This window comes from Methylomonas koyamae (assembly GCF_019669905.1).
Classification (GTDB): domain Bacteria; phylum Pseudomonadota; class Gammaproteobacteria; order Methylococcales; family Methylomonadaceae; genus Methylomonas; species Methylomonas koyamae.
The window spans coordinates 4,740,920-4,767,645 of the sequence record NZ_AP019777.1 but is presented as its reverse complement, the minus strand read 5'-3'; the positions used below and the strand labels follow the sequence as shown (position 1 = coordinate 4,767,645).

Here is a 26,726-nt window from a genome sequence, read left to right as displayed (position 1 = left end):
GTCCCGAAAAATAGCGGCGCCCAGACGGCTAATGTTTTCCGGTTCCGGCTTTTGGCGGGGCGAGATTGCGCTAAGGCGTCGGCTCGGAGGCGGCCGGCTTTATCACGCGGTTCAAGACCAGCGTGAATTTGCTGCCTAGGCCTAGCTCGCTCTTCACGTCCAGAGCGCCGCCCATCGATTCGGCCATATGCTTGGTCAATAGCAGGCCGATGCCGGTACCTTCGATTAAATCCTGGTCGTGGTGGAAACGGCTGAACGGTTGAAACAGCAGATCGAATTGTTCGGGGGCAATGCCGGCCCCGCTGTCCTCCACCCAAATCCGTACCGACTGTTCTTTAACTTCCACGCCCAAGGCGATGTCGCCGTGCGGCCGATTGTATTTCACCGCGTTCGAGAGCAGGTTCAACAGGCATTGCTTCAAACGCATCCGGTCGGCCGCGACCCACACCTCGCATTGCGGCACATCGCCGGAGATGCGAATCCCGCGCTGTTCGGCTTGGCGGCGGATCAATTCCAAAGACTCGGAAATTACCGGCCGGCAATCCACGCTGGCGATATTGAGCGTCAACTTGCCGCTTTCCACCGCCGACAAATCCAACAGCTCGCTGATCAGATCCAACAGGTGTAACCCGGCATCGAGAATATGTCGGGCCGATTCTTGTTGCTCGGCGTTCAACGGGTGTTCGGTATCCGCCGCCAGCAATTGGCTGAATCCGATCACCGCGTTCAACGGGGTGCGGAATTCGTGGCTCATCCGCGACAGAAACTCGGTTTTGGCGCGGCTGGCGCGTTCCGCTTCCCATTTTGCATGCGACAGGTTGACGATCAACGCGTTTTTGTTGTGCTCGTGTTGCTCCAACTTATCCAGCATCGAATTGAAGGTATTGATCAGGACGCCGGTTTCGTCCTGGCTGTCCACTTGTAAACGAACGTCGAAATTGTTGTCGCGGCTGATTTGTTCGATGTTCGCGGTCAACTGCAGTAAAGGCCGGCTGATCTTGGCGCCCAGCCAGCGGGCTTGCAATACCGCTATCGAGATGGCCAGCAACATCGCGCCCAGCGCCTCCAATACGGTGTAGCGGAAACTTTGCTTCAATTCGGCAAGCGACAAGTGCAGCGCGACGAAGCCGATCCGGCGTTGGTCGACCTGAATCGGCACGGCCAAATCCAGCGCATCGGTGCTGAACACGTGGTCATTGCCCTGCTGCAAGTAGCCGCCGAACAGGCGGCGGAAGCCGTCCTGCAATTTCGCATCCGGCCAGGGTTCTCCGTTATCGGCGGCGCTTTTGCTGTGGTAGGCCGCGAACAATTGTTGCTCTTCGGTAAAGATATAGGCGTCCAGTACGTCGGCTTTTTCTTTCAAGGCTGCCAATATTTCCTCGGCGGTATTCGGATCGCGGTAAACGATGGCAGCGGAGACGTTGCTGGCCAGCATTTTCGATAACACCCGGCTTTGTTCCAGCAACTTAAGCTTTTGGTGATGGTAATCGGTGCTCAAAAAGAACAGCAACGTAATCAGCGCAGTCAACAATGCGGTGAATGCGGCGATGGCGAAGATCTTGCGGCGAATCGATCCGAAATTGGGGAAGCTGCCGATTGCCATGTTTATTCGGCGATGCGCGAGCTGCGCAAAAGTTTGGAACTAACCGCAAGCTTGGCGCGGGTCACATTTTGCAGATGGATCACCGGCTGAATCCGCCGATCTTCGGTCGTCAGGCGTACCATACCGCCCCGATGCTCGAAATCGGGAATATCGCTGACGGTTAATATCGGAAACGCGCGGATGTATTCCAATATCGTCGTCAGAACTCGCTCCTGTTGGCCCGGAACGAAGACGATGTGGCATTCGTGCAATTGTTCCGGCACCGGATCGACCAACAAGCGGATCGGCCGGTCATGCACCTTTTCGCCGTCGATTAAGCGGGCCAGGACGCCGGTCACCGGACTATTGGCATAGCTGCAAAACAAAAAGTCGCGGCTCGTCGGCTCGGGCCAAGTGATGAAATACGCAAAATTGTAGAGGTATGCCGCTTTTAGTTCGGTTTCGTTGAATTGTTGTGCCGAACCCGGTGCGGAAAACGCCGACACGATTACGCTCAGTAGCCATGGCGCCAGCCGGCGCCCGATGAGGGCGGTCAAGCTGCGGGTCGGCAATGTCCGATCGATCGGTAGCACTCGCATTCAGAACCGCAACGTGGCTTTGAGGTAGTAATTGCGTTCGAATTCGCTGCTCAACACCGGGTTATCCTGCGGCGGAATGAACTCCAGATGGCGATTGTCCAGCAGATTCTGCACGCCGGCGGCCAATTCCAAGTGCAGATTGGCTTGCCAGCCCAGCCTTAAATCCAGCCGATGGTAAGCAGGCACGCCGTTGGCCAGCCGATCCGTGTAATACCAATGGCTGTCGAATTCCAAGCGGTAAGGCAGATTGAGGTAGGAGCTCAGATTGAAACGGTGGCGGGGGCTGTTGCCTTCGGCGATTTCCGCGGCACTGTCCAAACTTTGCGGATCTTTGTGGATGGCCATGCCGAACAAGCTATAGCTGCCTTGCAGGCGCCAGAATTCCGAGGCCCGCCAATTCAGCGAAGTCTCCCAGCCATAGGTTTCGCCTTGGGCCATGTTGGCGATTTGAAAAGGCACCAGCAGGCCGCCGCCGCCGGCAATCGCCGGTTGCGGTTCGGTCGTGCTCAAGCGGGCGTAATCGCTGTAAAACAGCGCGGTATCCAGATTGAAAGCGCGGTTCGGGAAAAAGCGGTAACCCAGTTCGTAACTGAGCGCCGTCTCGGACTTGAAACTGTCGCCGCCGCGAATATTGGCCGTCACGCCGGGGGTGAAGTTATAGAGCAAATTCAGGTCGTGTTCGACCCGGGACGGCACCCGCACCGCACGGGAAACGGCGGCCCACAGGCTGTGTTGCGGATCGAGGTTCCATAACAAGCGCGCGGTCGGTTGCAGTTCGAAGCCGGTGAAATCGTTATGTTCCAGTTTGCCGCCGTAAATCAGCCGGACATCGTCGCCGAACAGCCGCCATTCGTCTTGGGCGAACATATTGAACAGGTGCAAGTCGCGCCGGTCCGGCTCGAAACTGAGCAATGCCAACTTCTGCGTTAGCTGATCGCTGTTGAAGCGGTAGCCTCCGCCCCAGGTCGGGTAATGGTTGCCCCAGCGAAAGCTATGTTGCACGTCGAAGTCGAAGGTGTTGCGGCGATGGTCCAGCCGTATTTGCTGCCGGCTGGCGTGGTCGAAATAACTGCGAATCTGCAAACGGCTGCCGTCCGCCAATGTTCGTTGCCAGCGCAACAGCAAATTGCCGCCCTGCTTCTGGGTGCGGTCAGACATTAACGGCATTGCGGCGTCGGCCCCGGTCAAGGTTTGTTGCATGGTGCCGTTGAAATAGTCGCCTTGCAGCGTCAGGGTTTCGCGCGCGTCCGGGGTCCAGTCGCTCCTGAAACCGGCGCGGCCCAAATCCAGGTTGTCCGCGGCCTTGCTGCCGTCGCTGAAGTGAAAGTCGTCGCGGTGGTTGTATTTGCCGTAAACCCGGTAATGCAGATTCGGATTGATTTGGCCGCCGTAACGCAACGTGCCGAACCCGGGCTCTTCCTGCGAGCTGCCTGCCGACGCCAGTGCGCCACGCGATTCCTGCGCGGTGCGGGTGACGATATTGATCACGCCGTTCACCGCATTCGAGCCCCACATCGTCGCGCCGGGGCCGCGGATGACTTCGATGCGGTCGACGTCTTCCAACGGATAGTCCTGCTCGTTCCAATACACGCCGGAATTGAACGGATCGTAAACTGTGCGGCCGTCGACCATGACCAATAGCTTGTTGGCGAATGCGCCGTTGAAACCGCGGCTACTGATGGCCCACTGGTTGGCATCTACCCTTGCCACTTCCAGACCCGGCACCTTGCGCAGCAATTCCGGTATCGATTGCATGCCGGAACGCCGGATTTCCTCGTTGCTGATCACGTAGGCCGCCGCCGCGGCTTCTTGTAAATTTTGCTGGTTTTTCACCGCGAGCGATACGGTGGTGGCCGTGAGTTCCTGTAGGGATAAAGCTTTCAGCCGTTCCAGCGATTCGGCGTCGGCCTGTCCCGGCAGCGGTGCGGCCATGGCGGAGCATAACAGCAGTATCGAGCGTATGTATTCGAATGTGTTAGCGGGACGCGGCATAGCCTGTAAATGTGATGAAAAGCTCAAAAGCATTTTAGACGGCGGAGGTTAAAGCGCAACCGATAGCCGGCCGGTTGCAGCCAGACCGCATACAAAACCGTCCACATTAACATGCGGGTAAGCCGCAACCTATTGCCTAATAGAACTAACTGCGCCGCTGTCGAGCCGGGCACTGCCGCACCGTGGGGCGTCGGCTATAGGTAACGGGGACGGCGTAACGGCGATGTGAACAGCTTTGCCGCATGCGGCGCGGACCATTTCGACTATCTCGCCAACGGGTTCTGGGAGGGGGGGCGGGCGGCCGGTGCCGGTTTGGAACTGCGGTCCGGTATGCGGGTGCTGGCGCATGTTCCGCCAGCGGCGCGTCGGCGCTGAAGGTTTGGCTGACATCGAATTCCGCTGCGGCGATTGACGGTGCTGAAGAATGGCGGACTACGCGGGTCGGTCCCGGTTCGCGGCAGGGTCGATCAATTGGATGCAGCCGCGTCGCGCAGGGTCAGGCAGGAAAACCTTAGTCTTATCGAAACACCCGGGACCTGCGCGGGGCTAGCCAACGTGATGTGAGCGCTGGCTTAGAAACCGCCCTGATCCGGCAGACTATTTGATGGCCCGGATCAGTTTGATCATGTCGCTACTGGCCGGATCGGTGTAGACGTTTCGAAACGGGCAGGCTTGTACGTTTTTCAGCGTTTCCCGGTTGATATTGGCGCCCAGGGTTTTGACGACCAGCGGATTCAGCAGATTCATCATAAAAGCCATGAACCGGTTGGAACTGAGTACGTGTTCCAGCAACAGGACCTGGCCGCCGGGTTTGCAGACCCGGTAAAGTTCTTTCAAACCCCGGCGCGGTTTCGGCACCGAACAGAACACAAAGCTGGCGATCACGGTATCGAAGCTGTTGTCCGCGTAATCCAGCGCCTGCACGTCCATCTGCGCCAGATCGACGGCAATTTGTTTGCGTTGGCGTTTGCGTTGTGCTTGTTCCAACATCTTCGGGCTGAAATCGATGCCGGTAATTCGGGCGCCGTCCGGATAAAACGCAAAGTTTTTACCGGTGCCGACGCCCACTTCCAAGATGTGGCCGCCGCTGGCCTGGGACCACAGTTTTTTGCGTAGCCGGCGAAACAGCAGGCCTTCCAGAATCCCTTCCAGGCTGTCGAACCACGGCGCTAGCCGGTCGTAGCGCCGCCTGATCTGCTCGCTGTCCGCGGCGGCCATGGTTACTCCTCGATCTGTTGGATGCCGTCCAGGAACCAGCGGGTTTGGCTGCTGTGTTTGGGTTTAACAAAATGCCAAACCTCGCGCACGATCTCGGCTTGGGCGCCGTTTTCGCGGACCAGGCTCTCGAACAGCACGGCTGCTTCCAGCTCGGCACCGGCTTCGCTCACTTCGAGCAATTCGGATTTCAACGATAATATTTCAGTACGGTTGGTTTCGTCGGATGCTTGCAATTGCTGTTGGATTTCGGCGAAGACTTTATCGGTGGCCAGGCCGCGAATCTCGGCCAGATCGCGGTTGTCCCAGGCGGCTTGCAGGTAGCGGTAGGCTTTTTCGGCGCCGTTCAGGAACGCGGCCCGATCGAAACCGGCCGGGACAGCCGTGGCCGCCGCCGCCGATTGGAAGCTGTTGCCGGCGCCCGCTTTGTTCTTGCCGAACAATACGTCGGTGTCGAAACCGGTCGGATTGTTATTACCGCCTTGGTTGTCGCGATAATACTGCGGCCCGGGCTGGCCGCCAGCTTGGCCGAAAACGCCGTTGGCTGCCGGCTGCTGGCCGGCTTTGGCCGCAAACAAGCGGTATACCAGATAAGCGATACCGGCGAATAGCAGCATATCCATCAGATTGAGGCCTTCGAAAGCGCCGCCGAAAAACAGCGAGCCTAACAAACCGCCCAAGGCCAAGCCGCCCAGCATGCCCATCAGGCCGCCGCGGCCGGCCCAATTCTGGCGCGCAGCCTGGTTTTGCGCGGCGGCCTGCTGCTGGCTGGCGGAGCGCGTGGCTTGGTTGCCGAGGTCGTTAGGTGTAGTCGAGCGTTGGTAGGGGGCGCTGTAACTGGGCCGGCTACCGAAGGATTTACCTCCGCCCATGCGTTTGGCTTGGGCTTCCTGCATGCCGCCTAGCGTCAAGGCCAGCGCAATGAATAATGTTGCCAAAATGCCGATTTTTCTGTTCATAGCTTTTCGCCTAAGTCGAGTAATGATTCCTAATATTCAGGGTAGAATCGCGGTTTTCAAGTAGAATAGCGTTTCGTACCGCCCGGTACAACCGCGGGTTTGGCCGGATACGCGAGTTCACAGACATTCCTAAAACGTAAATGGTTGCATATCTGCGTCAATTTCTGGTTGTGCTGCTGGTGCTGCTGCAAGCTGCGGCGCCGTTGGTGCATGCCCACGTCGGCGGCGATACCGGCGGCTGCGGCATCCATCTGCACGGATTGGAAGGCTTGCAGAACGATCCCGACCATTCTCAATTGCAAAGCCTCCGGCACGATATGCAACATCAAGCGGCGGTCGTCAATGTCGGCTCCGCGATCAAACTCTCATTGGATCGCGAGCGGTTCAATCCGGCTCCCTTCTTGTTGCCGGCCAGCGCCGCGCCGCGACTCCAGTCCGCCGTCGGCAGCGCGTACCTCCCTTCCCGGACATCGCCGCCGCCTACGGCACCCATTCCCGCCGATAACGCCTCCCGCGCCCCTCCGATTTACTGAGAGAGGGGCCGGCGTGCGCGCCTCGCCGCCCGTTACCGCCTTCCCAGCCGCGGCCGTTAGCGCCCGCGGGCCATGCCATCGATCAATTTTTTGGAGCGAGATATGACCGGATACCGTCATATTCAATACGGATTACCTGCGCTGCTGTTAGCCGCCTTGCCTTGCGCGGCGCAAACCAACGAGGACGAAAACCGGCAGCCGCCGCAGACCGCTATGGTAGCGGACAACCTGATCGTCGCACATCTGGACCCGATCGAAACCGATCCGGCGCTGAGCCTGTCCGGATTGGTCGAACTGACTTTGGAAAAATACCCCGACCGCCTAGTTAGCGAAGCCTTGGCCCAAGAAGCCGATGCGCTGGCCGAACGCAGCGATGCCTGGGTGGCAGGATCGACCGCCTTGGCTTTGGATTATTTCGACGATCGGGTGGCGAATAATCGCGGCGCGCGCGAGATGTCGGCGACGGTGGAAGTCACGACCTGGAGCTGGGGCCAACGCGACGCCGGCCAAGCCGTGGCGGAGCGGGCCGGTTTGTCGGCGCAAAAGCAGTCGGCGGCAGTTAAATTGGAAGTGACGCGGTTGGTGCGGGAAGCCTTGTGGAATATGGAGATCGCCAATATCGGCTTGCAACAGGCGCAGAATGCGCTGTCGGTGTCGGAGCAGTTGATGAAGAAGGTCGAGCGGCGAGTCGAGCTCGGCGATTTGCCGCGCGCCGATTTGTTGCTGGCCAAGGGCGAATATTTGCAAAACCGGGCGTTGGTGACCCAGGCCGAAGCCGAAGTCATGCACAGCCGTAAGGCCTATTCCAGCCTGACTACGCTGGCGCGGGTGCCGGCCAATTATCAGGAACGGCAGAGCGAGCTGCAAAGCATTACCACTAACCATCCGGTACTGGAAGCCGTGAACGCCGTGATCGAACGTAGACGGGCGGAGGTGGAATGGATCAAAACCACGGATCCGATCAACCAGCCGAAATTGAATATCGGCGCCAAAAGTACCCGCGACGGTCGCGACGGCCAGAATATCGAGAGTGCCGGCGTCGGCGTGGTCATGTTGTTCGGCGGCGATGCCTATAACGCGCCGGAAATCGCCAAAGCCAATTTGGAACTGAATAATGCCATGGCGCAACGCGAACATTTATACCGCCAGTTGGAAAAAAACCTGCACGAGGCGGAACATGCGTTGGAAGTAACCCGGGCCGAACTGGCGATTGCCAACGAATTGAAACAAATCGCCGAGACCCATTTGAAAATGACCGAAGTCAGTTTTTCGGCCGGCGAAATCAACCTGCTGGATCTGATCAAAATCCAGGCGCGCAGTCTGGAAGCCGTACGCAACGCCAAATTGCAGGAAGTGAAACTGCAACGCAATATCGCCTTTTACAACCAAGCGCTTGGAGTGCAGCCGTGAGAACGCCCGCCACACTAGTGTTAATGGTTGTGGCTGCCGCTGTTTCGGCTCAGGACGCGCAAATTCGAATCAGCCAGCAGCAGATCGAGAATCTGGACATCAAAACTGCCGCATTGGTCCCCAGTTCGACCGTGCCGCTATTCTACGCGCCGGGCAAAGTGGTAACGCCGGCCGACCGTGAAGTCTTGGTCAGCAGTAGTCAGCCGGGTCTAGTGACGCGGCTGGCGGCCAATGTCGGCGATACGGTGCATAAGGGTCAGGTGCTGGCCCAATTGCGCAGTCCGGAATTGGTGGGTTTGCAACAAGCTTTTCTTACCGCCACCAGCGAACTGCACTTATCCGGGCTGGAACGCAGTCGGGATCAAAAGCTGCTGCAGGAAGGCGTCATCGCCGAACGCCGCTGGCAGGAGACCCAGACCCAGCATAGCGCCAAGGCGGCGCAAGCCGACGAGGCCAGGCAATTGTTGTTGTTGGCAGGCATGTCCGCCGCCGAGATTCAAACGCTGGCGCAAAGCCGTAAACTCGGCGATAGCTTGCAGATCCGGGCGCCGATCGACGGTGTGGTGTTGGAGCGGATGGCCAATCTGGGAGCGCGGCTGGATATCCAGGCGCCGATGTACCGCATCGCCGACTTGGCGGAATTATGGCTGGAAATCAGTATCCCCCAAGAGCGCCTTAGCAGCGTCAAGGTGGGCGATCGGGTGCGGCTGGAACCCGGCGATATTTCGGCGACGATCAGCCTGTTGGGGCAAAGCGTTAACGCCGATAACCAGACAGTATTGGCTCGGGCGGTGGTCGACGGTAAACCCCAAGGTTTGCGGGTCGGGCAGAACGTCAACGTGCAAATTCTGCAACCAGGCCTTCCAGGCGGCTTTAGCGTGCCGAATTCTGCGCTGTCGCAAAACGAAGGCCGCAGTTATGTTTTCGTGCGCAATGCCGACGGCTTTGCCGTGACCGAAGTGACCGTCAACGGCAAGCAAGGCAGCGACTCATTGATCAGCGGCGCGTTGGCCGGCAACGAACAAATCGCCGTCAAAGGCGCGGTCGCTTTGAAGGCCAATTGGTTGGGTTTGGGGAGCGATGAATAATGGCCGCGCTGATTCGCTTTGCGCTGACCCAGCGTCTGTTGATCTTGCTGGCTGTGCTGTTGTTATCCGGCGGCGGTTATTTTGCCCTCAAGCATATTCCGATAGACGCTTTTCCGGAGGTATCACCGACTCAAGTTAAGATTATCGTCAAAGCCAACGGCATGACTCCGGAAGAAGTCGAAGCGCGGATCACTGCGCCGATCGAAGTGGAGTTGCTGGGGATTCCGCACCAGACCATGCTGCGCTCGTTGGCCAAATACGCCATCACCGACATCACGCTGGATTTCGAGGAAGGCACCGATATTTACTGGGCCAGGCAACAGGTGGCGGAACGCCTAAACGGGATTTGGAGCAATTTGCCGGACGGTGTACAAGGCGGCATTGCGCCAATGACGACGCCATTGGGCGAGATGTTCATGTTCGCGATCGAGGGCGGCGATTTAACCCAGATGCAGCGCCGGGAATTGTTGGATTGGACCATACGGCCGGCCTTGCGCACCGTTAAAGGTGTGGCCGACGTCAATGCGCTGGGCGGCTTGGTGCGCAGTTTCGAAGTGGTACCGGACAACGTGCGGATGGCGGCGCGTAATATCGGCATCGAGCAATTGATGGCCGCGCTGGAAAAAAACAACCGTAACGACGGTGCCGGGCGTTTGACCGAGGGCGAAGAGGCCTTAATCGTGCGGGCCGAGGGCCGCATCAAAAACGAGCAGGATGTCAAATCGATTGTTGTTGCCCAGCACCAGGGTACGCCGATTCGGGTGGAAGACGTTGCCGAGGTACGGATCGGCGCGCTGACCCGCTACGGTGCAGTCAGCAAGGACGGCAACGGCGAGGCGGTGACCGCGGTGGTGCTGAGCCTGCGCGGAGCCAATGCGCGCCAAACCATCGAACAACTCGAAACTAAACTGGCGGAACTGCAACCCAGCTTGCCGGATGGCGTGCGTTTAGACGTGTTTTATAACCGCGGTGTACTGGTCGGTAAGGCAGTCGACACGGTATCCAAAGCCTTGCTGGAAGCGATCGTGTTGGTGGTGGTGTTGCTAATCTTGTTTTTGGGCGATTTGCGGGCGGCGCTGACCGTGGCGATGGCCTTGCCGATGGCGGCGCTAGTGACTTTTATCCTGATGCATGCCTTCGGGATGTCCGCTAACTTGATGAGTTTGGGCGGTCTGGCGATCGCGATCGGCATGCTGGTCGACGGCGCGGTGGTCGTTGTCGAAAACATAATCACCTTGCTGGCCGATCACCATAAGGCGGAACGATTGCCGCGCCTGCATTTGATTTACCGGGCCGCCCGCGAAGTGGCGTTGCCGGTGACCTCCGGGATTTTAATCATCGTCATCGTGTTTTTGCCGCTTTTGACCTTGCAAGGTTTGGAGGGCAAGCTGTTCGGACCGGTGGCAATGACGATCGTATTTGCTTTGAGCGGTTCGTTGATTTTGTCTTTGACGGTGATTCCGGTCTTGGCCTCGTTGCTGATCAAGCAGGTTGCGCACGAAGAGCCTTGGTTGCCGCGCAAATTATTGCAGTGGTATCAGCCTATACTGGTCTGGTGTTTGGACAACAGTAAAAAAGTCTTTGTCGGCGCCGGTGCGATGCTGGCGGCCAGTTTGCTGGTGTTCACTCAAATAGGCAGCACTTTTATGCCGACGATGGACGAAGGCGACATCATCGTGCAATTGGAAAAACTGCCGTCCATTACATTGCTCGATTCCGTGGCGCTGGACGTTCGAGTGCAGAAAAATATTCTCGAACATATTCCGGAAGTGAAGAATGTCGTGTCGCGGGTGGGTACCGATGAACTGGGTTTGGACCCTATGAGCCTAAACGATACCGACACCTTTTTGATTCTGAAACCGAAGTCGGAATGGCGGATGGACAGCAAGGAACAGTTGATCGAGGAAATCCGCAAGATCATGGACCACACGCCGGGTATCGCCTTCGGTTTTACCCAGCCTATCGAAATGCGGGTTTCGGAAATGTTGACCGGCACCCGCGGCGACGTTGCCGTCAAATTATTCGGCGCCGATCTGGAAATTTTGAATCGTAAGGCCGAACAGATCGAAGCGGTATTGAAAACCATCCCCGGCGCCAGCGACGTGTTTACCCGTAAGAACGAGGGCATGCAGTTTTTGCAGGTCAGTATCGACCGCCAGGCTGCCGGACGGTTCGGTTTGGATGCCAACGGCATCGAAACCTTGTTGCGCGCCCAAATCGAAGGCGTGCAACTCGGTATCGTCCAGGAGGGCGTCAAGCGTACGCCGCTGTTGCTGCGCGGGGCCAGTAACACCGCCGACTTCGACAATCTGCAATTGACGCTGCCCGACGGCGGCCATGTGCCGATTACTGCGGTGGCGAAGATTCAGCCGGTGGAAGGCGTGGTTTCTATCGACCGGGAAAAGGGCCAGCGTTTCGTCGTGATCCGCAGCAACGTCGAAGGCCGCGATTTGGTCGGTTTTGTCGACGAGGCACGCCAAGCCGTAGCGGAACGGGTCAAATTGCCGCAAGGTTTTCACGTCGAATTCGGTGGCCAGTTCGAAAACCAGCAACGGGCGTCGGCACGCTTGAGCCTGGTGATTCCGCTATCGCTGGGGTTGATCTTCTTGTTGCTGTTTTCCACCTTCGGTTCGGTACGGCAAGCGGTGTTGGTGTTGTCTAATATTCCGTTGGCGCTGATCGGCGGCGTGTTCGGGCTATGGTTGTCCGGCGAGTACTTGTCGGTGCCGGCATCGGTAGGCTTTATCGCATTATTGGGCATCGCCGTATTGAACGGCGTGGTTATGGTCAGCTATTTCAACCAATTGTGCTTAACCGGCATGGACATTGCCCGCGTCGTCGTGGTCGGCTCCGCCCGCCGGCTCCGGCCAGTATTGATGACCGCCAGCATTGCCGCCTTCGGCTTGATCCCGCTGTTGTTCGCCTCCGGGCCGGGCTCGGAAATCCAGCGGCCGTTGGCGATTGTGGTGACCGGCGGCCTGTTGTCGTCCACCTTGCTGACTCTGATCGTGTTGCCGATACTGTACAAATTGTTCGGCCGCAGCCCGGAGCTTAGACGATGAACCGCGATGCATTTATTTTGACCGTGACGGCGCCGCCGAGTTTGGAAGACGCGTTGGTCGACTGTCTGTTGGCCTTGGATTGGCAGCAGGGTTTTTCCAGTTTTCCGGCCAATGTCCACGACCACAATGTCCAGGGCTTGTCGCTGGCGGAGCAAGTCGCCGGACACCAGCGCAAGCTCCGCTTTCAGATGTATGTGGAAAAGCAGCATATCCCGGCGTTGTTGGCTAGGTTTAAACAGGAGTTCGCCGGCTCCGGGCTGCATTACTGGCTGGTTCCGGCAATCGAACAGGGCGTTATTTAGGCATAAAGTATGCAGAATCAGGTTGGGAGTGCTACAGTTCTGTGGACACCGGTTAAACGTTGTGTAACGAGCTAATTCCCATGCCACATTAACAGTTATGAACATTTTTTTGCGCAGAATCCCCGCCAACACCCGGCATATAGAAATCTCCGAATTCGTGGCTCCCGCGCTGAACAACGGTTTTTTCAGAAAGTCCGGACGAATTGTCGATGTGGAGATTTTGGCGCTGCAAGACACCCGGGTCGGTACCATCGAATACCACGGCTTGGTAACGCTGGATTCCGATATTACCGTGCAACGCGTGGTCAAGGCTTTGAAAAATCGGCGGTTTAACGGGCGGATGGTCGTGGTCAGGCCCTATTACCATCGTAGTTGGTACAACGATCCCCGCCAAAACCAGACCGAAGTACCCGCCGATATTGCCGACAGACGCAAAGGCGACCGCCGCCGCGGCCGATATCTGCAAGTCATCAAAAACGCGTCCGATCGGTTTAATAGCGAAGACGACTTTTTCAAGTCGGTCAATCACCAACAGTTCTCGATATCGTTTATCGTCCCGCCGGATTTGGAAGCGGCGATGATGGAGTGCTTAGCGGGGTTCGAGTTGGACCAGGACAGTTACGGCGAGCACCGGATGACCAAGTTCCTGACGGCTGCCGATGCCAACGAACAGCAAACCGCGCGTTTCCAAATCTACGCCGAAAAAATGGCGATATCGGCGCTGCTGGAAAGGCTGAAACAGGAGTTTTCCGGCTCGGGCATCCATTATTGGATCATGCCGGTAATCGAGAAAGGCGAGATTTAAAGCGGCAGCCGGATCTGGTAGGGAGCGGGCGGCCAGCTTAAGCAGCGGTTTGGCAAATTCGGCGCAATGCCGGCCCGAATGAGGTGGACCACAGCCGCGGGTTACGGGCAGTGGTCCGGTTCGTTCGAATAAGAGAACGGGTTTATTTTTCCAACAGTGCGAATTTGCCGGGTTTGCCGTTCCACTCGTCGGCGTCGGGCAGCGCGTCTTTCACTTCGGTGATCAACGGCCAGACTTTGGCCAATTCCGCATTCAATGCCGCAAAGTGTTCCTGGCCTTCCGGCAATTCGTCTTCGGCATGGATAGCGTTCGCCGGACATTCCGGTTCGCACAGCGTGCAGTCGATGCACTCGTCCGGGTCGATGACCAGGAAGTTGGGCCCCTCGTGAAAGCAGTCCACCGGACAAACGTCGACGCAGTCGGTGAATTTGCATTTAATGCAGTTTTCGGTAATTACAAAAGCCATAATGTTCTTCCAAGGTTAGGTACTGGAACAAGTTTCCGTACGTGGCGGAAACTTTATGGTTGAAAATAAGCCTGTTTATCGAGCAGTCGGCTCGCGAGCCGGAACGCGAAATCGAACCGGAGGCGATAAGCCCCCGGTTCCGGACAATTTACTTGTCCTTATTTTTGTTGCGTTCGTTGACTTCTTTGATGACTTCGTCCGCGACGTTTTTCGGACAAGGCGCGTAATGCGAGAACTCCATCGAGAACTGGCCGCGGCCGGATGTCATGGTGCGCAAGTCGCCGATGTAACCGAACATGTCGCTCAGCGGCACGTCGGCTTTGATGCGGACGCCGGTGACGCCTGGATCTTGCGATTTGATCATGCCGCGGCGGCGGTTCAAGTCGCCGATCACGTCGCCGACGTGAGCTTCCGGTGTGAACACGTCGACTTTCATGATCGGCTCCAGCAATTGCGGTGCGCCTTTTGGAATCGATTGACGATACGCAGCGCGGGCGGCGATTTCAAACGCAATCGATGACGAGTCGACCGCGTGGAAGGCACCGTCGGTCAAGTTGACTTTGAAGTCCAAGCAAGGGAAGCCTGCCAATACACCTTTGTCGATACTGGCTTTGAAACCTTTCTCGACCGCCGGCCAGTATTCGCGAGGTACGTTACCGCCGACCACGCTGGATTCGAACTGGAAGCCGCTGCCGGGCTCGCCGGGTTCGATGATGTAGTTGATTTTCGCGTATTGGCCTGAACCGCCGGATTGTTTTTTGTGGACGTATTCGTCTTCGACGCGCTTGGTGATGGTTTCGCGGTAAGCAACCTGAGGTTTGCCGACGTTGACCTCGACGCCGTGGGTCCGTTTCAGGATGTCCACTTTGATATCCAAATGCAACTCGCCCATACCTTTAATGATGGTTTCGCCGGATTCTTGGTCGGTTTCGACGCGGAAGGACGGATCTTCTTGAACCATTTTGCCCAGGGCGATACCCATTTTTTCGTTGCTGCCTTTGTCTTTCGGCGCAATGGCAATGGAGATAACGGGGTCCGGGAATACCATCGGTTCCAGTGTGGCCGGTTTGTCGGGATCGCACAGGGTGTGGCCGGTTTGGACGTTTTTCAAACCGATCAACGCGACGATATCGCCTGCTTGCGCGGTTTCGATCTCGTTACGGTCGTTGGCGTGCATTTCCACCATCCGGCCGACCCGTTCGGTTTTGCCGGTGTAGGTGTTCAATACCGAGTCGCCTTTTTTCAGCTTGCCGGAATAAACACGGACGAAGTTCAGGGCGCCGAAACGGTCGTCCATGATTTTGAAAACCAGGGCGCGGAACGGACGTTCCGGATCGACAATCGCGTGTTCGCCGGTTGGCACGCCTTCGATGTCGGTTTCAGGCTGTGGGTTGACTTCGGTAGGATTCGGCAGGTATTCGACGACGCCGTCCAGCACCAATTGCACGCCTTTGTTTTTGAAGGATGAACCGCAATAGGTCGGGAAGAAGTCCATCGCGATGGTGCCCTTGCGGATGCAGTGCTTGATTTCTTCGATGGTAGGCTCTTCGCCTTCCAGATATTTCTCCATGATCTCGTCGTCTTGGTCCGCGACTGAATCGATCAGTTTCGCGCGCCATTCTTCGACTTGCTCGACCATGTCGGCAGGTACGTCTTGGATTTCGTACTTCAACGGGTCGCCGGAGTTGTCCCAGACCCAGGCTTTACGGGTCAGCAGGTCGACTACGCCGACAAAATTTTCTTCTTCGCCAATAGGCAAGGTCATGACAACCGGTTTCGCGCCCAGCACGTCTTCGACTTGTTTGACGACGCGGTAGAAATTGGCACCCAGTCTGTCCAGCTTGTTGACGTAGATTAGACGAGAGACTTTGGAGTCGTTCGCATAGCGCCAGTTGGTTTCGGATTGCGGTTCAACGCCGCCGGAACCGCAGAATACGCCGATACCGCCGTCCAATACTTTCAAGGAACGATAAACTTCGATAGTAAAGTCAACGTGGCCCGGGGTGTCGATGATGTTGAAGCGGTGTGGTTCAAATTGCTTGGTGCTGCCCGCCCAAGAACAGGTGGTGGCCGCCGACTGAATGGTGATGCCGCGTTCGGCTTCCTGAGCCATGAAGTCCATGGTTGATTCGCCTTCGTGAACTTCACCGATTTTGTGGATTTTTCCGGTCAGCTTCAAAATCCGCTCGGTGGTAGTGGTTTTACCGGCATCGACGTGCGCGAAGATACCGATGTTTCTGTAAAGCGATAGATCAGTCATGGTTGTACTCTAAAATTGAACATAAAAACTCTTTAAACCCCAGCACCATTGCCACGGTCGTTGTGGATCACATAGCTGCTAGCCTAGCGAAGTATGCGGCCGCTCTTCGCTTTGTTAGGTATGAGGCGAAATGCACACGGCTTCTTCAATGACAAGGTCAATGAAAATCTTCACATTCTAACCGAAAAATCAAAAAAAACGGAATGTCAATTGTGCGAATTATTGCGGCGCGCGATTTTCCCGAATTTGCAGCTCTCTAAGGCGCATCAGCGCATAGAGCGCTTGCAAGCGCGGAGTTTCGACGTTGAGGCGTTGCGCGGCGCGAACCGCATTGCCGAGAATGGCCTCGGTTTCCATCGGTCGGCCGTGTTCGAAATCCAGCAACATGCTGGTTTTGTAAGGCGGCATGTGGCGCGTGCGCTCGATATTCAGATCGACCGTATCGTCCGGTAACGGATGGTCGGATGCCGAGGCGATTCGGCAAACCTCCTGCATAATATCGCGGACAAAATCTTCCTGGCTCTGCAAGATCGCCTGAGTCGCTAGGCCGCCCGACAGCACCGATAATGGGTTGAACGGCGCGTTCCAGACGCATTTCTGCCAGCGACTGGCGACGATGTCCCGGCTGATTTCGCAGTCGGCGCCGCCGGCGGCGAATAAATCCCCCAGCCGTTGGCCAAGCCCGGCAGAGTCCGGGGTGAGCGCGCCGATAGTCAGTTTGCCGTAGGCCAGATGCTTGATGTGGCCTGGCGCCACCCGATTGCAGCAAATATAAGCCAAGCCGCTGATCAGGACTCTGTCCGGGAAGGCGGAAAGCAATTCGGCTTCGATATCGACGCCGTTTTGGATGAACGCGATTGCGGTCTTGCCGGCCAGGCCTTCCCGGATCAGGCCGACGCGGTCGATGTCGGCCACGACTTTGCTGCACAGTAGCAAATAATCGGCGCAATCGCGGTAATCGCCCGCCTGTCGCAACACTTGCGCCGGACGAAATCGCCAGCGGCCCAGCGTATGGCTGTCGATCTCGAAGCCGTGACGGCGGACGTAGTCGTAATCAGAACGGCAAACCACACTGACTTCGGCGCCGGATCTGGCCAGCAAGGCTCCGTAAAAGCCGCCTATCGCCCCGGCACCGACGATCAGTATTTTGCTGCTCACGGCGTGTCGCTCAAAATCTGTTTCAAAAACGGGATCGTCAGTTTGCGTTGCGCGGCCAAAGTCGCCCGGTCGATTTTGTCCAGTAATGACCATAGCGCGGCGATGTCGTGCACGTAATGGTTCAGCAAGAAGCGGCCGACGGCGGGCGGGATGTCGAAGCCCAAAAAATGTGCTTTATGGGTCAAGGCGTCGATCAATTGGTCGTCCCGCAACGGCTGAATTCTCAAGGTCAGTCCCCAGCCCATCCGCGTCTTCAGGTCCGGCAATTGGTAGCTCAAATATTTGGGTGGGCAGTCGGCTGCCAGCAGCAGCCGGTGACTGGCTTGGCGGTGGGCGTTGTAAAAATTGAAAAAGGCGTGTTCCCAATCCGAATGGCCGGCAATGTGCTGTATGTTGTCCAGGCATACCAATTCCAGATGTTCTAAGCCTTCCAGTAAGGCCGGATTTGGCAGACAGTCCGGCGCTAGCGCCAAATAGAACGGCTCTACATTGGCCTGCGTCGCGAGTTGGCAACAGGCTTGCAGTAAATGGCTTTTGCCGCTGCCGTTCTCGCCCCACAGGTAAATTTGCTGTTCCGTCCCCGCGGTAGCCAGCCTCTGCAATTGGTCGAGGATTTCGCCGTTATTCCCGGCGTAATAGCTGTTGAAGGTCTGGTTGGCCTGGAATTCGAACTGTAACGGGACTTGCATCGGTTTGGTTTACGCTTTTTCCGCTTTGTAAACGTATAAGCCGGCACCGAAACACAGCATTAAGCTGAACAACACCTCCAGCAAGGCATACGGGCGTTGGCTTTGGCTGACGTAAGATTCGGCGATGCCGTGGGCGAAATACGGCAAGCTGAGGTAGCTCATCCATGTGCAGCTTTTCAAATTTCTGTGCAACAGACCCCGAAACGGCAGCAGTAGCGGGCCGACGCTGGCAATTAAGATCAGCGCCGTCGGAAAGCGGGTAGATGGCGACAATACGGTATGCCACGCCATCAACAACAAGAACAAACCGAAAAATCCGGCCAACGCGATGTAGTAGTAATGGATTCTCTGCATGAATGCGGCGCTCGCCGGGCGGTGGAATGTTAACCCGCTCATTATCACAAACTCTTTGCCATAATGCAGTTTGGTCTTTTTGCTTTTGGAGAATGTCATGGTGCGTTTTTGGGCTGTAATTGGCGCGAGTTTATGCAGTTGTGCGGTCTTGGCTGCCGACAGTTATACGATCGATAGCCGGCACACGTTTCCGAGTTTCGAGATAAACCATTTGGGTTTCTCCACTCAGCGCGGGCGTTTTAACGAAACTTCCGGCAAGGTGTTGCTGGATACCGCGGCCGCTACCGGCAGCATAGACATTTCAGTCAATACCGCTTCGATCAGCACCGGACTGGCCGAATTGGAGCAACATTTGCGCGGGCCGGATTTTTTGGATAGCGCAAAATACCCGGTGATGAGTTTCAAATCCAACCGATTGATTTTCCAGGGCGAGACATTGGTCGGGGCCGACGGCGTGTTGACGCTGCACGGCGTCAGTAAACCGGTGCGGTTAGATGTCCAGCATTTTTATTGCAGTATCAATCCGTTACGGATGAAGTACAGTTGCGGTGCCGATGCCTCGGCTACGATCAGGCGTTCCGAATTTGGCGTCGACAAATACGTACCTGCGGTTGCCGACCAGGTCAAAGTGTTGATCCAAGTCGAAGCGGTCAAAGACTAAACCGGAGTGGTTGGCGTACGCCGGCGGCTTGGAAAAGCTTTCGGGTTACGTGAACTCCTCAAGGCATTCTCGCTATTATGCGCTAAGCGCTTCTTGCTGCTGAAAAATCTTCGGTTAACCACAATGTCTGTGGATAACTCTGTGTATTGAATGTCGAAAGCCCCGCCGGTTGCCCGCAAATACTGGCGTTTCGTTAAATTGTATAAAATTTGGACAGGCTTGTTTTTTGATATTTATCAACGCCTTATCCTTATTCTTTTTTATTTCAAAGAGTTATTTTGTCAAGCGTTATTTGCGGCTGGTTGGTGTAGGCTTTGTGTGCATAACTTCCGTGGCCGCCGCCAATTCTGGGGCCGAAACGGCGATTTCCTTCGGCTTTTTAAGTCTTCACAGGTGCAAGCGGCGGAACAAATTTGCGATAATTGCCGGTTTTGAAAAAAGAGCGATTTCATGTGGTTTAAAAATTTGGCCGTCTACCGTTTCACCGAACCGTTCGAGCTGAAAGCCGAGGAGCTGGAGCAAAAGTTGCAGCAACAGCCGTTCCGCGCTTGCGGTAGCCACGACGAATTCAGTTTCGGCTGGACCCCGCCGTTGGGCAGGGCGGCCGATGCCCTGGTGCACGCGAATAATGGCTTTTTCATGCTCTGCGGCAAAAAAGAGGAAAAAGTCGTTCCGGGTTCCGTGGTCAACGAAATGCTACAAGAACGCATCAGCGAAATCGAAGAACGGGAGGCCCGTAAATTACCGGCAAAGGAACGCAATCGGCTCAAGGACGAATTGATCTTCGAACTGTTGCCGCGGGCCTTCTCGTTTTCCAAAAAAACCTACGCCTACATCGACAGTCAGGGCGGATGGCTGGTGGTCGATGCGGCGTCGGCAAAAAAAGCCGAGGATTTGCTGAGCCAGCTACGCAAATGTTTGGGCTCTTTGCCGGTCGTGCCGATGACGGCCACGGCAAAGCCTGCCGGCGTGATGACGCAATGGTTGACCGACAATGCCTCGCCCAAGGATATTCTGATCGAAGACGAGTGCGAGTTGCGTTCTCCGGAAGAGGAAGGCGCCATTATTCGCTGCAAGCGGCACGACTTGGCTTTGCCGGAGATCAAAAATCACTTGGATAGCGGAAAGCAAGTGATCAAATTAGCGATGAGTTGGGCCGAGCGGTTGTCGTTCGTGCTGGACGAAAATCTTGCCGTCAAACGCTTGAAGTTTCTGGATTTGATTCAGGATCAGGCGGCCGATATCGAAGCGTTCGACGAAACCGAGCAATTCGACGCCGATTTTTCCATTATGACTGCGGAACTTGCACAGTTTTTACCGCGTCTGCTTGAGTTGTTTAACGCCGAGGGCGCTATCTGATGAAAATTCGTTTATTAACCGGCCTGTTGTTGGCTGTAAGCGGCAGTGTCTCGGCATTGACCTTGCCGGCGCCGGATCGGCCCGGCGAGAGCCTGATAGGCAATCCGCCGCACGAGGTCAAGTACGTATCCGCCAAGCAGGAAGACACGCTGATCGATATTGCGGTCAATTTCAGGCTTGGGCAGGATCAAATCGTGTTGGCCAATCCTTATGTCGACCGCTGGTTGCCGCGCGAAGGCACCCAAGTGCGGATTCCCAGCAGTTTCATTTTGCCGAATGCGCCGCGCCAAGGCATTGTCATTAATTTGCCGGAGATGCGGATTTATTATTATCCGGATTCCAGCAAAGTGGTTACCTATGCCATCGGTATCGGCCGGGAAGACAATTGGAAGACGCCGCTGGGTAAGACCCATATCGCCGGTAAAACCGAAAACCCGTCCTGGACCCCGCCGCCGTCCATCATTGCCGAGCATTTGGCCGAAGGCGACGTGCTGGAGCCTTATTATCCGCCGGGGCCGGACAATCCGTTGGGTTTATTCGCATTTAAATTGGGTATACCCGGCTATCTGATCCACAGTACCAACAAAACTAACGGTGTTGGCATGCGCGTCAGCCATGGTTGCATTCGGATGTATCCGGCCGACATCGAGCAGTTTTTCCCGATGGTCAAAGTCGGTACTCAGGTCAATATCGTCAACCAGCCGATTAAGGTCGGTTGGTATCGCGATACTTTGTATCTTGAGGCCTATCCGGATATGGAAGAAACGCCGGCTACATTCGAGCAGCGTTTGCATGCGGCATTGGACTTGATCGAGCAAGCCAACGGCGGCAAGATGCCGGTCATCAAAGGATCGGTGTTGAAGGCGGCGATCGAAAAGTCTACCGGTATACCGACCGCGATCTACGAGCGTCCGGCACCAACTCCGCCGGTCGTGCAAAGCCAAGTCGCACCAAACTAGCGACAATAAAAAAAGCCCGTGGCCTTTCGGCTCACGGGCTTTTTAAATCAACAACAGCTTAAAGCTTATTTGTGTTGTGATTTTTTGAACATGCGGTCCAATTTGCTGTTGGTGTCTTGAGCATATTGAGCAGCGCGGTTAGCAGCAGCTTCGGCAGCGGCAGCTTTTGCAGCAGCTTCAGCAGCAGCAGCTTTTGCAGAAGCAGCGTCAGCAGATGCGGTAGCTACTTTGCCTTCCAAAGTGCCAACGCGTGCATCCAAAGCTTCCAGGTCAGAAGTGCTTGCGCAACCGGTAGCCAAAGCTGCAACGGCAACAACTGCTGATAATTTAATAGCTCTCATCATGGTTTATTTCCCCTTGATTGTGGTTTCAAAAAATAAAGAATGAAAAACGGTGGCAATTGTCCAACATTTTTTTGGATTTTACCAACATTATTTCACGGTTACGAGTGTCCCTTTTTCTACCCATTGGCTTAACTGGTCGATTTGATCGTTGGTCAATGCGATACATCCGTGTGTCCAATTCATGGATCTGTGGATGGACAGACTGCCGCTGCCCAAACCATGAATGCCGATTTGTCCGCCCAGGTCGGTATTTTGCGGCGGTACTTGCCCATAGGAGTGGGCCCTGGCGATAGCCTCGTAGGTATCGAGGTCGATCTTGCCTTGCTTTAGGGCGTGGTCGGCATGTTCGACGTTGGGGTAAGTCAGGCCGAAAAATTTACGAAACGCGCTCTTGTCGTTGATCCAGCCGATACGGTAATTGCCGAGCGGCGTGACGTCGTCGCCGCGGTGGCTTTTCTCGCCGGCGCCGTTACGGCCGATGGCGATGTTTTCGAGAACGGCAACGGTTTTCTCCCCTTTGCGTATTTCCATATTTTGCTTCTGAGTATCGACTAGCAGCCACACATCATCCGTTGCGAAAGCGTTAACGGACGCGGAACTTCCCAGTACAATCAAAGCGCCTAGTAACTTTTTCTTTAACATGGCAATCTGTAAATAATCAAAATTTTGGTGTACTTTAACCCTTTCGAACCGTGGTATTACAAAGGGTAGCATATGACAACAACAATCACCAAAACCACTCCCTACGACGATCAAAAGCCCGGCACATCGGGCTTGCGCAAGAAGGTCAAGGTCTTCCAGCAGTCCAAATATTTGGAAAATTTCGTCCAATCCATCTTCGACAGCCTGGAAGGTTACCAAGGCCAAACTTTGGTGATTGGCGGCGACGGCCGTTACTACAACCGGAAAGCCATTCAAATCATCATCAAGATGGCGGCCGCGAACGGTTTCGGTGAACTTATTATAGGCCAAGGCGGTTTGTTGTCTACACCTGCTGCGTCAAATATTATTAGGAAATACAACGCCTTCGGAGGCATTGTTCTATCGGCGAGTCACAATCCGGGCGGGCCCGAGGAAGATTTCGGCATCAAATACAATGTCGGTAACGGCGGACCGGCCCCGGAAAAATTCACCGACAAGCTTTACGAGAACACCAAAACCATTACCGGCTACAAAAAAGCCCGGTTCGGCGATGTCGATTTGGATGCGGTCGGCGAGGTCGAAAAAGGCGGCGTCAAAATCCGCATCGTCGATCCGGTGGCCGACTATGCGGAATTGATGGCGCGGATCTTCGATTTCGATCTATTGAAACAAAGCATCCAGAACGGCTTTATCACGCTGAAATTCGATGCGATGCACGCGATTACCGGCCCCTATGCCAAACACATCTTGGAAGACGTGCTCGGCGCTGCGCCCGGTTCGGTGTTCAATGCGGTACCGCTGGAAGACTTCGGTGGCGGCCATCCCGACCCGAATCTGGTACATGCCCACGAATTGGCAGAAATCATGTTCGGCCCCAATCCGCCGACCTTCGGCGCCGCGTCCGACGGCGACGGCGACCGCAATATGATCATGGGCGCCAATATCTTCGTCACCCCCAGCGACAGCTTGGCGATCATGGCTGCCAACGCCAAATTGATCCCGGCTTATGCCAAAGGCATCAGCGGCGTGGCCCGTTCGATGCCGACCAGCCAGGCGGTAGACCGCGTTGCAGACAAACTCAGCCTGCCTTGCTACGAAACGCCGACCGGCTGGAAATTCTTCGGCAATCTGCTCGACGCCGACAAAATCACCTTGTGCGGCGAAGAGAGTTTCGGCTCCGGTTCCAACCACGTGCGCGAAAAAGACGGATTGTGGGCGGTATTGTTTTGGCTGAACCTGATCGCCCGCAAACGCGAATCGGTGGAAGACATCGTTCGCGAACATTGGCAAACCTACGGCCGCGACATCTATTGCCGCCACGATTACGAAGCCGTCGACGCCGAAATCGCCAATGGCATCGTCGATCACTTGCGCGGCCAACTCGACACGCTGCCCGGTAAGAGTTGGGGCGATTACGAAGTGAAATACGCCGACGAATTCAGCTACACCGACCCGGTCGACGGCAGCGTCAGCAGCCGCCAAGGTATCAGAATCGGCTTCGTTAACGGTTCGCGTATCGTGTTCCGCCTGTCCGGCACCGGCACCGTCGGCGCCACCTTGCGTATTTACCTGGAACGTTACGAGCGCGACATCCGCAAGCATGACCAGGATGCCCAAGCGGCATTGGCCGAATTGATCGACATTGCCGAACAACTGTGCGAAGTCAAAAAACGTACCGGTAGAACCGAACCGGACGTGATTACCTGATAGATCGATAGCCATCAACAACCGGTGCCGAAGAAAAAGCTCAAACGCGAGCAAATGCTGGCGTATTTTCGGGATTTGCCGGCGGGTTTGATTGGTCTGGAAGCCTGCAGCAGTGCTCACTATTGGAGCGAGAACGGTAAAAGCTGGGGCCTACTGTCAAATTGATCGCACCGCAGGTCGCCAAACCCTCGATGCGCTTTCGTGGCGATCAAGAGCGTGGCCCAGCAAGGCCAGCAGGCCACGCTCGGATACGTAGCCAATTGAGCGGTCAGCGTACCAAAAAGCCAATCAAATTCGTGGCTTGTTGGCCGAATACGGCATCGTCGTCGGCCAGCGACTGGAAACCTTGCGCAAAGCGCTGCCGGGCTTGCTGGTAGAGGGCAGCAATCCTCTAGTTGCGGCAAGCAATTCAAGCGAGTGCAGGACATGGCGGCTTGGCTGGGCTTGACGCCGAGACAGCATAGCTGCGGCGGTAAGGAAAGGCTGTTGGGCATCATTCAGCGCGGCGATGCCTATTGCGGACCTTGTTGATTCACGGAGCGCGGGCCGTCCTGAAACTCGCCGGACAATAAGACGATCCGCGCAGCCGCTGGCTGCAAACCCTCAGCGAGCGACGCAGCAAAAACATCGCCGCCGTGGCCTTAGCCAATAAAAACGCCCGAATTGCCTGGGCGTTATTGAGCAAGAACATCGACTACCAACCGGACCGAGACAGGCCGGTTGGGAATCTGCTTGTGCCTGATAGCCAAAAACCGATTGAGATAGAAGAGCAATCCATTCGATTGCGAAGCAACACCCTGATGGCAACCGGACGAACCGGGGCTGGTGAAACCTGATTATTCCGCTGTGCCTAAGAGCACGCTAGGGCGATAAGGCACCCGCGCGAGAATAGCCCATTATGGCCAGAGTCTATCAAACTCAAGCAAAGGCCGGATATGCGTGTGCAGTGGTACCTTTTACCAACAGAAGTGTTCCGCTTGCATAACGGGAGGAGTCCATATACGGAATAAGCCGATAGGCGTTTCCGGCAATTTAGCTTAGTCGCCGGAAACGCTTACGCTTATTCCGGCCTACATTTTTCCATAAAAGGGGTATAACAAGTATCGTAGCCCCGATTAGCGAAGCGTAATCGGGGGAATGATGCGGGTCTTGCGCAAGATTACGCTTCGCTAATCGTACCTACGGAGCTGACCAGCGGAAACCGATTCGGTTGCCGAATCGATTCAACAGCCAGATCAATATCCAAATCCGGCCAGTAAAGATGGTTGGCGGAAGGGCGTTCGACACGCAGAATTTTGCCTACACTGGCATCCCGAAACCACGGAAACTCGGCGAAGGGCAGGAAAAGCTCTTCGTCTCCCAGCAACAACCAAAATCCGTGTTGCGAAATATTGGTCACTTCTACGGCTGAAGTGTCTGTTCCAAGCGTCGCGAATTTCATTTTCATGCTCCTGTACCAGCCGGAGGGCTTTGTTAAGGTCATTTTGCGACAATCCAGTGTGTTGCGCCAACGTGATAGTCGGCTCCAGCCAGAATTTAGCTTCACCGTTTTGTGCCTGCACGTGCACATGCATTCTGGGTTCTTCCCGCGAGAAGAAATAAAAGCGAAAACCGGCCTCTTTAAAAACGGTTGGGCTCATATCAGCGCCTTCTCTCCTGTCGTAGCCCCGATTAGCAAAGTGTAATCGGGGGAATGATGCGAGTCTTGCGTCCGATTACGCTTTGCTAATCTACGGACTACCGTTAAATCGGGATGGTTTTGTTCCCGTATGCCGCGCCGAGCACCGGAGCTTTTGAACGGATTAGCCCGCTAGGGGCGCCGCAGGGATGCGGCGCGTTGCCGAAGGGGCAGGAAGCCCCTTTCGGCAACCCCGTTCAAAAGCGAGGAGCGCAGGGAATAAGCGGCATCCGGGTGGCTTTTCTTTTGGTGACTTTTCTTTGGCCAAACAAAGAAAAGTTACTCGGCTGTCGGGCCGAGACCCGACATTAAAACCAGTCGTCGCGCTAGCGACACAAAACGCGAAAGCCTATTGACTGCGTGGGCACAAAACCCGTGCCCACCCTACGGCTACTTAGTAGTAACGCCTCAGCACGGTACCGATCTCTTGGAAGACTAGCTCGGATTGCTGTGTCGTCATGTCAAGTTGAGAGCTCGCCTCCAACTCAGATTTTGCAAGTAAAGCCTGCGTTGCTCCGCTCATCAAGTGTTTGACGATCTCACGCAAATGATCGTCGGCAACGCGTTCAACCACGATGGAGACACGCCTAAAAGCGAGTCGGGCTCCCTCACTCAATTCATCGGGGAGCATAATTTTGTCCCATTCTTGACCCGCGCGATGTGCCAGACGGTCTTCGTGTTGGATGCGACAAATGAGTCTTAAAACATCGTGAACCGCCTCCTGAAGCTCAAGCAGCGTTTGCCGTTGAAAGGCTCTGGCTTGCTCAATCCGTTCGCTTTGGCTCTTTACGATTTCTAAATCATGCGAACTTCTAGCAGCCAACCAAGCAGCGGCGATACTTGCAGATGCCCCTACGACGGTACCGAATAGGCCCCACAGTGCTGAAGAATCCACTTTTGCT

24 protein-coding genes and 2 pseudogenes are annotated in these 26,726 nt (G+C 55.8%); 11 read left to right on the top strand and 15 right to left on the bottom strand.

Annotated elements, in window-relative coordinates:
* Nucleotides 1-70: 70 nt before the first annotated feature.
* The 5 genes from MKFW12EY_RS21455 to MKFW12EY_RS21435 form a co-directional block, all read right to left on the bottom strand.
* Nucleotides 71-1,603: an ATP-binding protein gene (locus MKFW12EY_RS21455; RefSeq protein WP_054761321.1), complete on the bottom strand. Its 1,533-nt coding sequence runs from the start codon at nucleotides 1,601-1,603 to the stop codon at nucleotides 71-73.
* A 2-nt stretch (nucleotides 1,604-1,605) separates the two neighbouring features.
* Nucleotides 1,606-2,139: a YfiR family protein gene (locus MKFW12EY_RS21450; protein WP_172680280.1), complete on the bottom strand. Its 534-nt coding sequence runs from the start codon at nucleotides 2,137-2,139 to the stop codon at nucleotides 1,606-1,608.
* Between the two features lie 42 nt (nucleotides 2,140-2,181).
* Nucleotides 2,182-4,113, bottom strand: coding sequence for a TOL_0244 family TonB-dependent receptor (locus MKFW12EY_RS21445; protein WP_221053738.1), 1,932 nt, complete (start codon nucleotides 4,111-4,113; stop codon nucleotides 2,182-2,184).
* Nucleotides 4,114-4,770: 657 nt separating this feature from the next.
* On the bottom strand, nucleotides 4,771-5,391 hold the full coding sequence (locus tag MKFW12EY_RS21440) for a class I SAM-dependent methyltransferase (RefSeq protein ID WP_064023198.1): 621 nt from the start codon (nucleotides 5,389-5,391) through the stop codon (nucleotides 4,771-4,773).
* Between the two features lie 2 nt (nucleotides 5,392-5,393).
* A complete protein-coding gene (locus MKFW12EY_RS21435) occupies nucleotides 5,394-6,347 on the bottom strand; it encodes a Tim44 domain-containing protein (protein ID WP_221053737.1) in 954 nt (317 codons plus the stop codon).
* 140 nt (nucleotides 6,348-6,487) lie between these two features.
* On the opposite strand from MKFW12EY_RS21435, the gene MKFW12EY_RS21430 reads away from it, so the two are divergent.
* The 6 genes from MKFW12EY_RS21430 to MKFW12EY_RS21405 all read left to right on the top strand — a co-directional run bounded on the left by MKFW12EY_RS21430 (nucleotide 6,488) and on the right by MKFW12EY_RS21405 (nucleotide 13,547).
* Nucleotides 6,488-6,880, top strand: coding sequence for a hypothetical protein (locus tag MKFW12EY_RS21430; protein ID WP_054760693.1), 393 nt, complete (start codon nucleotides 6,488-6,490; stop codon nucleotides 6,878-6,880).
* A gap of 102 nt (nucleotides 6,881-6,982) precedes the next feature.
* A complete protein-coding gene (locus tag MKFW12EY_RS21425; protein WP_054760739.1) occupies nucleotides 6,983-8,290 on the top strand; it encodes a TolC family protein in 1,308 nt (435 codons plus the stop codon).
* Entirely contained in the window at nucleotides 8,287-9,378 is a 1,092-nt protein-coding gene (locus MKFW12EY_RS21420; protein ID WP_245006385.1) for an efflux RND transporter periplasmic adaptor subunit, read from the top strand. Before MKFW12EY_RS21425 ends, MKFW12EY_RS21420 begins: the two co-directional genes overlap by 4 nt.
* Complete coding sequence (locus tag MKFW12EY_RS21415) at nucleotides 9,378-12,440, top strand: efflux RND transporter permease subunit (protein ID WP_221053736.1); 3,063 nt, start codon at nucleotides 9,378-9,380, stop codon at nucleotides 12,438-12,440. Before MKFW12EY_RS21420 ends, MKFW12EY_RS21415 begins: the two co-directional genes overlap by 1 nt.
* Complete coding sequence (locus MKFW12EY_RS21410) at nucleotides 12,437-12,742, top strand: DUF3240 family protein (RefSeq protein ID WP_054760695.1); 306 nt, start codon at nucleotides 12,437-12,439, stop codon at nucleotides 12,740-12,742. The genes MKFW12EY_RS21415 and MKFW12EY_RS21410 overlap by 4 nt, the downstream gene beginning before the upstream one ends.
* Nucleotides 12,743-12,851: 109 nt before the next feature.
* Nucleotides 12,852-13,547: a DUF3240 family protein gene (locus tag MKFW12EY_RS21405; RefSeq protein ID WP_231914809.1), complete on the top strand. Its 696-nt coding sequence runs from the start codon at nucleotides 12,852-12,854 to the stop codon at nucleotides 13,545-13,547.
* 142 nt (nucleotides 13,548-13,689) lie between these two features.
* Here MKFW12EY_RS21405 and fdxA read toward each other — a convergent pair whose 3' ends face one another.
* The 5 genes from fdxA to MKFW12EY_RS21380 all read right to left on the bottom strand — a co-directional run bounded on the left by fdxA (nucleotide 13,690) and on the right by MKFW12EY_RS21380 (nucleotide 18,474).
* The gene (fdxA, locus tag MKFW12EY_RS21400) at nucleotides 13,690-14,013 is read right to left on the bottom strand and encodes a ferredoxin FdxA (protein ID WP_054760699.1); all 324 of its coding nucleotides are present in this window, start codon (nucleotides 14,011-14,013) and stop codon (nucleotides 13,690-13,692) included.
* Between the two features lie 148 nt (nucleotides 14,014-14,161).
* The gene (gene fusA / locus MKFW12EY_RS21395; protein ID WP_054760701.1) at nucleotides 14,162-16,273 is read right to left on the bottom strand and encodes an elongation factor G; all 2,112 of its coding nucleotides are present in this window, start codon (nucleotides 16,271-16,273) and stop codon (nucleotides 14,162-14,164) included.
* 219 nt (nucleotides 16,274-16,492) lie between these two features.
* Nucleotides 16,493-17,431 (bottom strand): ketopantoate reductase family protein, encoded by a 939-nt coding sequence (locus MKFW12EY_RS21390; protein ID WP_221053735.1) that lies wholly within the window; start codon nucleotides 17,429-17,431, stop codon nucleotides 16,493-16,495.
* Nucleotides 17,428-18,120, bottom strand: a complete 693-nt coding sequence (gene hda / locus MKFW12EY_RS21385) for a DnaA regulatory inactivator Hda (protein ID WP_054760703.1) — start codon at nucleotides 18,118-18,120, stop codon at nucleotides 17,428-17,430. The genes MKFW12EY_RS21390 and hda overlap by 4 nt, the downstream gene beginning before the upstream one ends.
* 9 nt (nucleotides 18,121-18,129) lie before the next feature.
* A complete protein-coding gene (locus MKFW12EY_RS21380) occupies nucleotides 18,130-18,474 on the bottom strand; it encodes a DUF2069 domain-containing protein (protein WP_054760741.1) in 345 nt (114 codons plus the stop codon).
* A 97-nt stretch (nucleotides 18,475-18,571) separates the two neighbouring features.
* Between MKFW12EY_RS21380 and MKFW12EY_RS21375 the strand changes: the two genes are divergently transcribed.
* The 3 genes from MKFW12EY_RS21375 to MKFW12EY_RS21365 all read left to right on the top strand — a co-directional run bounded on the left by MKFW12EY_RS21375 (nucleotide 18,572) and on the right by MKFW12EY_RS21365 (nucleotide 21,453).
* Nucleotides 18,572-19,135, top strand: coding sequence for a YceI family protein (locus MKFW12EY_RS21375; RefSeq protein WP_054760706.1), 564 nt, complete (start codon nucleotides 18,572-18,574; stop codon nucleotides 19,133-19,135).
* 450 nt (nucleotides 19,136-19,585) lie between these two features.
* Nucleotides 19,586-20,494, top strand: a complete 909-nt coding sequence (gene rdgC, locus MKFW12EY_RS21370) for a recombination-associated protein RdgC (protein WP_064023189.1) — start codon at nucleotides 19,586-19,588, stop codon at nucleotides 20,492-20,494.
* Nucleotides 20,494-21,453, top strand: coding sequence for a L,D-transpeptidase family protein (locus tag MKFW12EY_RS21365; protein ID WP_054760708.1), 960 nt, complete (start codon nucleotides 20,494-20,496; stop codon nucleotides 21,451-21,453). Before rdgC ends, MKFW12EY_RS21365 begins: the two co-directional genes overlap by 1 nt.
* A 65-nt stretch (nucleotides 21,454-21,518) precedes the next feature.
* Here the strand turns inward: MKFW12EY_RS21365 and MKFW12EY_RS21360 are convergent, their stop codons facing one another.
* The gene (locus MKFW12EY_RS21360; protein WP_082409752.1) at nucleotides 21,519-21,797 is read right to left on the bottom strand and encodes an Lpp/OprI family alanine-zipper lipoprotein; all 279 of its coding nucleotides are present in this window, start codon (nucleotides 21,795-21,797) and stop codon (nucleotides 21,519-21,521) included.
* 87 nt (nucleotides 21,798-21,884) lie between these two features.
* Nucleotides 21,885-22,439, bottom strand: coding sequence for a L,D-transpeptidase family protein (locus MKFW12EY_RS21355; protein WP_064023187.1), 555 nt, complete (start codon nucleotides 22,437-22,439; stop codon nucleotides 21,885-21,887).
* 72 nt (nucleotides 22,440-22,511) lie between these two features.
* On the opposite strand from MKFW12EY_RS21355, the gene MKFW12EY_RS21350 reads away from it, so the two are divergent.
* Nucleotides 22,512-24,146, top strand: a complete 1,635-nt coding sequence (locus MKFW12EY_RS21350; protein WP_054760712.1) for an alpha-D-glucose phosphate-specific phosphoglucomutase — start codon at nucleotides 22,512-22,514, stop codon at nucleotides 24,144-24,146.
* Between the two features lie 3 nt (nucleotides 24,147-24,149).
* Nucleotides 24,150-24,847, top strand: a pseudogene (locus tag MKFW12EY_RS23350) (transposase); the annotation flags it as partial.
* 458 nt (nucleotides 24,848-25,305) lie between these two features.
* On the opposite strand, the gene MKFW12EY_RS21340 reads toward MKFW12EY_RS23350, so the two are convergent.
* The 3 genes and pseudogenes from MKFW12EY_RS21340 to MKFW12EY_RS21330 form a co-directional block, all read right to left on the bottom strand.
* The gene (locus MKFW12EY_RS21340; protein WP_245006384.1) at nucleotides 25,306-25,593 is read right to left on the bottom strand and encodes a DUF2442 domain-containing protein; all 288 of its coding nucleotides are present in this window, start codon (nucleotides 25,591-25,593) and stop codon (nucleotides 25,306-25,308) included.
* 31 nt (nucleotides 25,594-25,624) lie between these two features.
* A pseudogene (locus MKFW12EY_RS23345) lies at nucleotides 25,625-25,720 on the bottom strand (DUF4160 domain-containing protein); the annotation flags it as partial.
* Between the two features lie 498 nt (nucleotides 25,721-26,218).
* Nucleotides 26,219-26,719, bottom strand: coding sequence for a hypothetical protein (locus MKFW12EY_RS21330; RefSeq protein ID WP_157199292.1), 501 nt, complete (start codon nucleotides 26,717-26,719; stop codon nucleotides 26,219-26,221).
* Nucleotides 26,720-26,726: the final 7 nt, after the last annotated feature.

What these genes read in the sequence shown, in the direction of transcription:
- hda (WP_054760703.1), bottom strand. Translation starts at nt 18,120, where the DNA reads ATGCAAGTCCCGTTACAGTTCGAATTCCAGGCCAACCAGACCTTCAAC.
- MKFW12EY_RS21375 (WP_054760706.1), top strand. Translation starts at nt 18,572, where the DNA reads ATGGTGCGTTTTTGGGCTGTAATTGGCGCGAGTTTATGCAGTTGTGCG.
- MKFW12EY_RS21435 (WP_221053737.1), bottom strand. Translation starts at nt 6,347, where the DNA reads ATGAACAGAAAAATCGGCATTTTGGCAACATTATTCATTGCGCTGGCC.
- MKFW12EY_RS21365 (WP_054760708.1), top strand. Translation starts at nt 20,494, where the DNA reads ATGAAAATTCGTTTATTAACCGGCCTGTTGTTGGCTGTAAGCGGCAGT.
- MKFW12EY_RS21360 (WP_082409752.1), bottom strand. Translation starts at nt 21,797, where the DNA reads ATGATGAGAGCTATTAAATTATCAGCAGTTGTTGCCGTTGCAGCTTTG.
- MKFW12EY_RS21350 (WP_054760712.1), top strand. Translation starts at nt 22,512, where the DNA reads ATGACAACAACAATCACCAAAACCACTCCCTACGACGATCAAAAGCCC.
- MKFW12EY_RS21445 (WP_221053738.1), bottom strand. Translation starts at nt 4,113, where the DNA reads ATGGCCGCACCGCTGCCGGGACAGGCCGACGCCGAATCGCTGGAACGG.
- fdxA (WP_054760699.1), bottom strand. Translation starts at nt 14,013, where the DNA reads ATGGCTTTTGTAATTACCGAAAACTGCATTAAATGCAAATTCACCGAC.
- MKFW12EY_RS21425 (WP_054760739.1), top strand. Translation starts at nt 6,983, where the DNA reads ATGACCGGATACCGTCATATTCAATACGGATTACCTGCGCTGCTGTTA.
- MKFW12EY_RS21380 (WP_054760741.1), bottom strand. Translation starts at nt 18,474, where the DNA reads ATGCAGAGAATCCATTACTACTACATCGCGTTGGCCGGATTTTTCGGT.
- MKFW12EY_RS21415 (WP_221053736.1), top strand. Translation starts at nt 9,378, where the DNA reads ATGGCCGCGCTGATTCGCTTTGCGCTGACCCAGCGTCTGTTGATCTTG.
- MKFW12EY_RS21440 (WP_064023198.1), bottom strand. Translation starts at nt 5,391, where the DNA reads ATGGCCGCCGCGGACAGCGAGCAGATCAGGCGGCGCTACGACCGGCTA.
- MKFW12EY_RS21455 (WP_054761321.1), bottom strand. Translation starts at nt 1,603, where the DNA reads ATGGCAATCGGCAGCTTCCCCAATTTCGGATCGATTCGCCGCAAGATC.
- MKFW12EY_RS21340 (WP_245006384.1), bottom strand. Translation starts at nt 25,593, where the DNA reads ATGAAAATGAAATTCGCGACGCTTGGAACAGACACTTCAGCCGTAGAA.
- MKFW12EY_RS21430 (WP_054760693.1), top strand. Translation starts at nt 6,488, where the DNA reads ATGGTTGCATATCTGCGTCAATTTCTGGTTGTGCTGCTGGTGCTGCTG.
- MKFW12EY_RS21410 (WP_054760695.1), top strand. Translation starts at nt 12,437, where the DNA reads ATGAACCGCGATGCATTTATTTTGACCGTGACGGCGCCGCCGAGTTTG.
- fusA (WP_054760701.1), bottom strand. Translation starts at nt 16,273, where the DNA reads ATGACTGATCTATCGCTTTACAGAAACATCGGTATCTTCGCGCACGTC.
- rdgC (WP_064023189.1), top strand. Translation starts at nt 19,586, where the DNA reads ATGTGGTTTAAAAATTTGGCCGTCTACCGTTTCACCGAACCGTTCGAG.
- MKFW12EY_RS21355 (WP_064023187.1), bottom strand. Translation starts at nt 22,439, where the DNA reads ATGTTAAAGAAAAAGTTACTAGGCGCTTTGATTGTACTGGGAAGTTCC.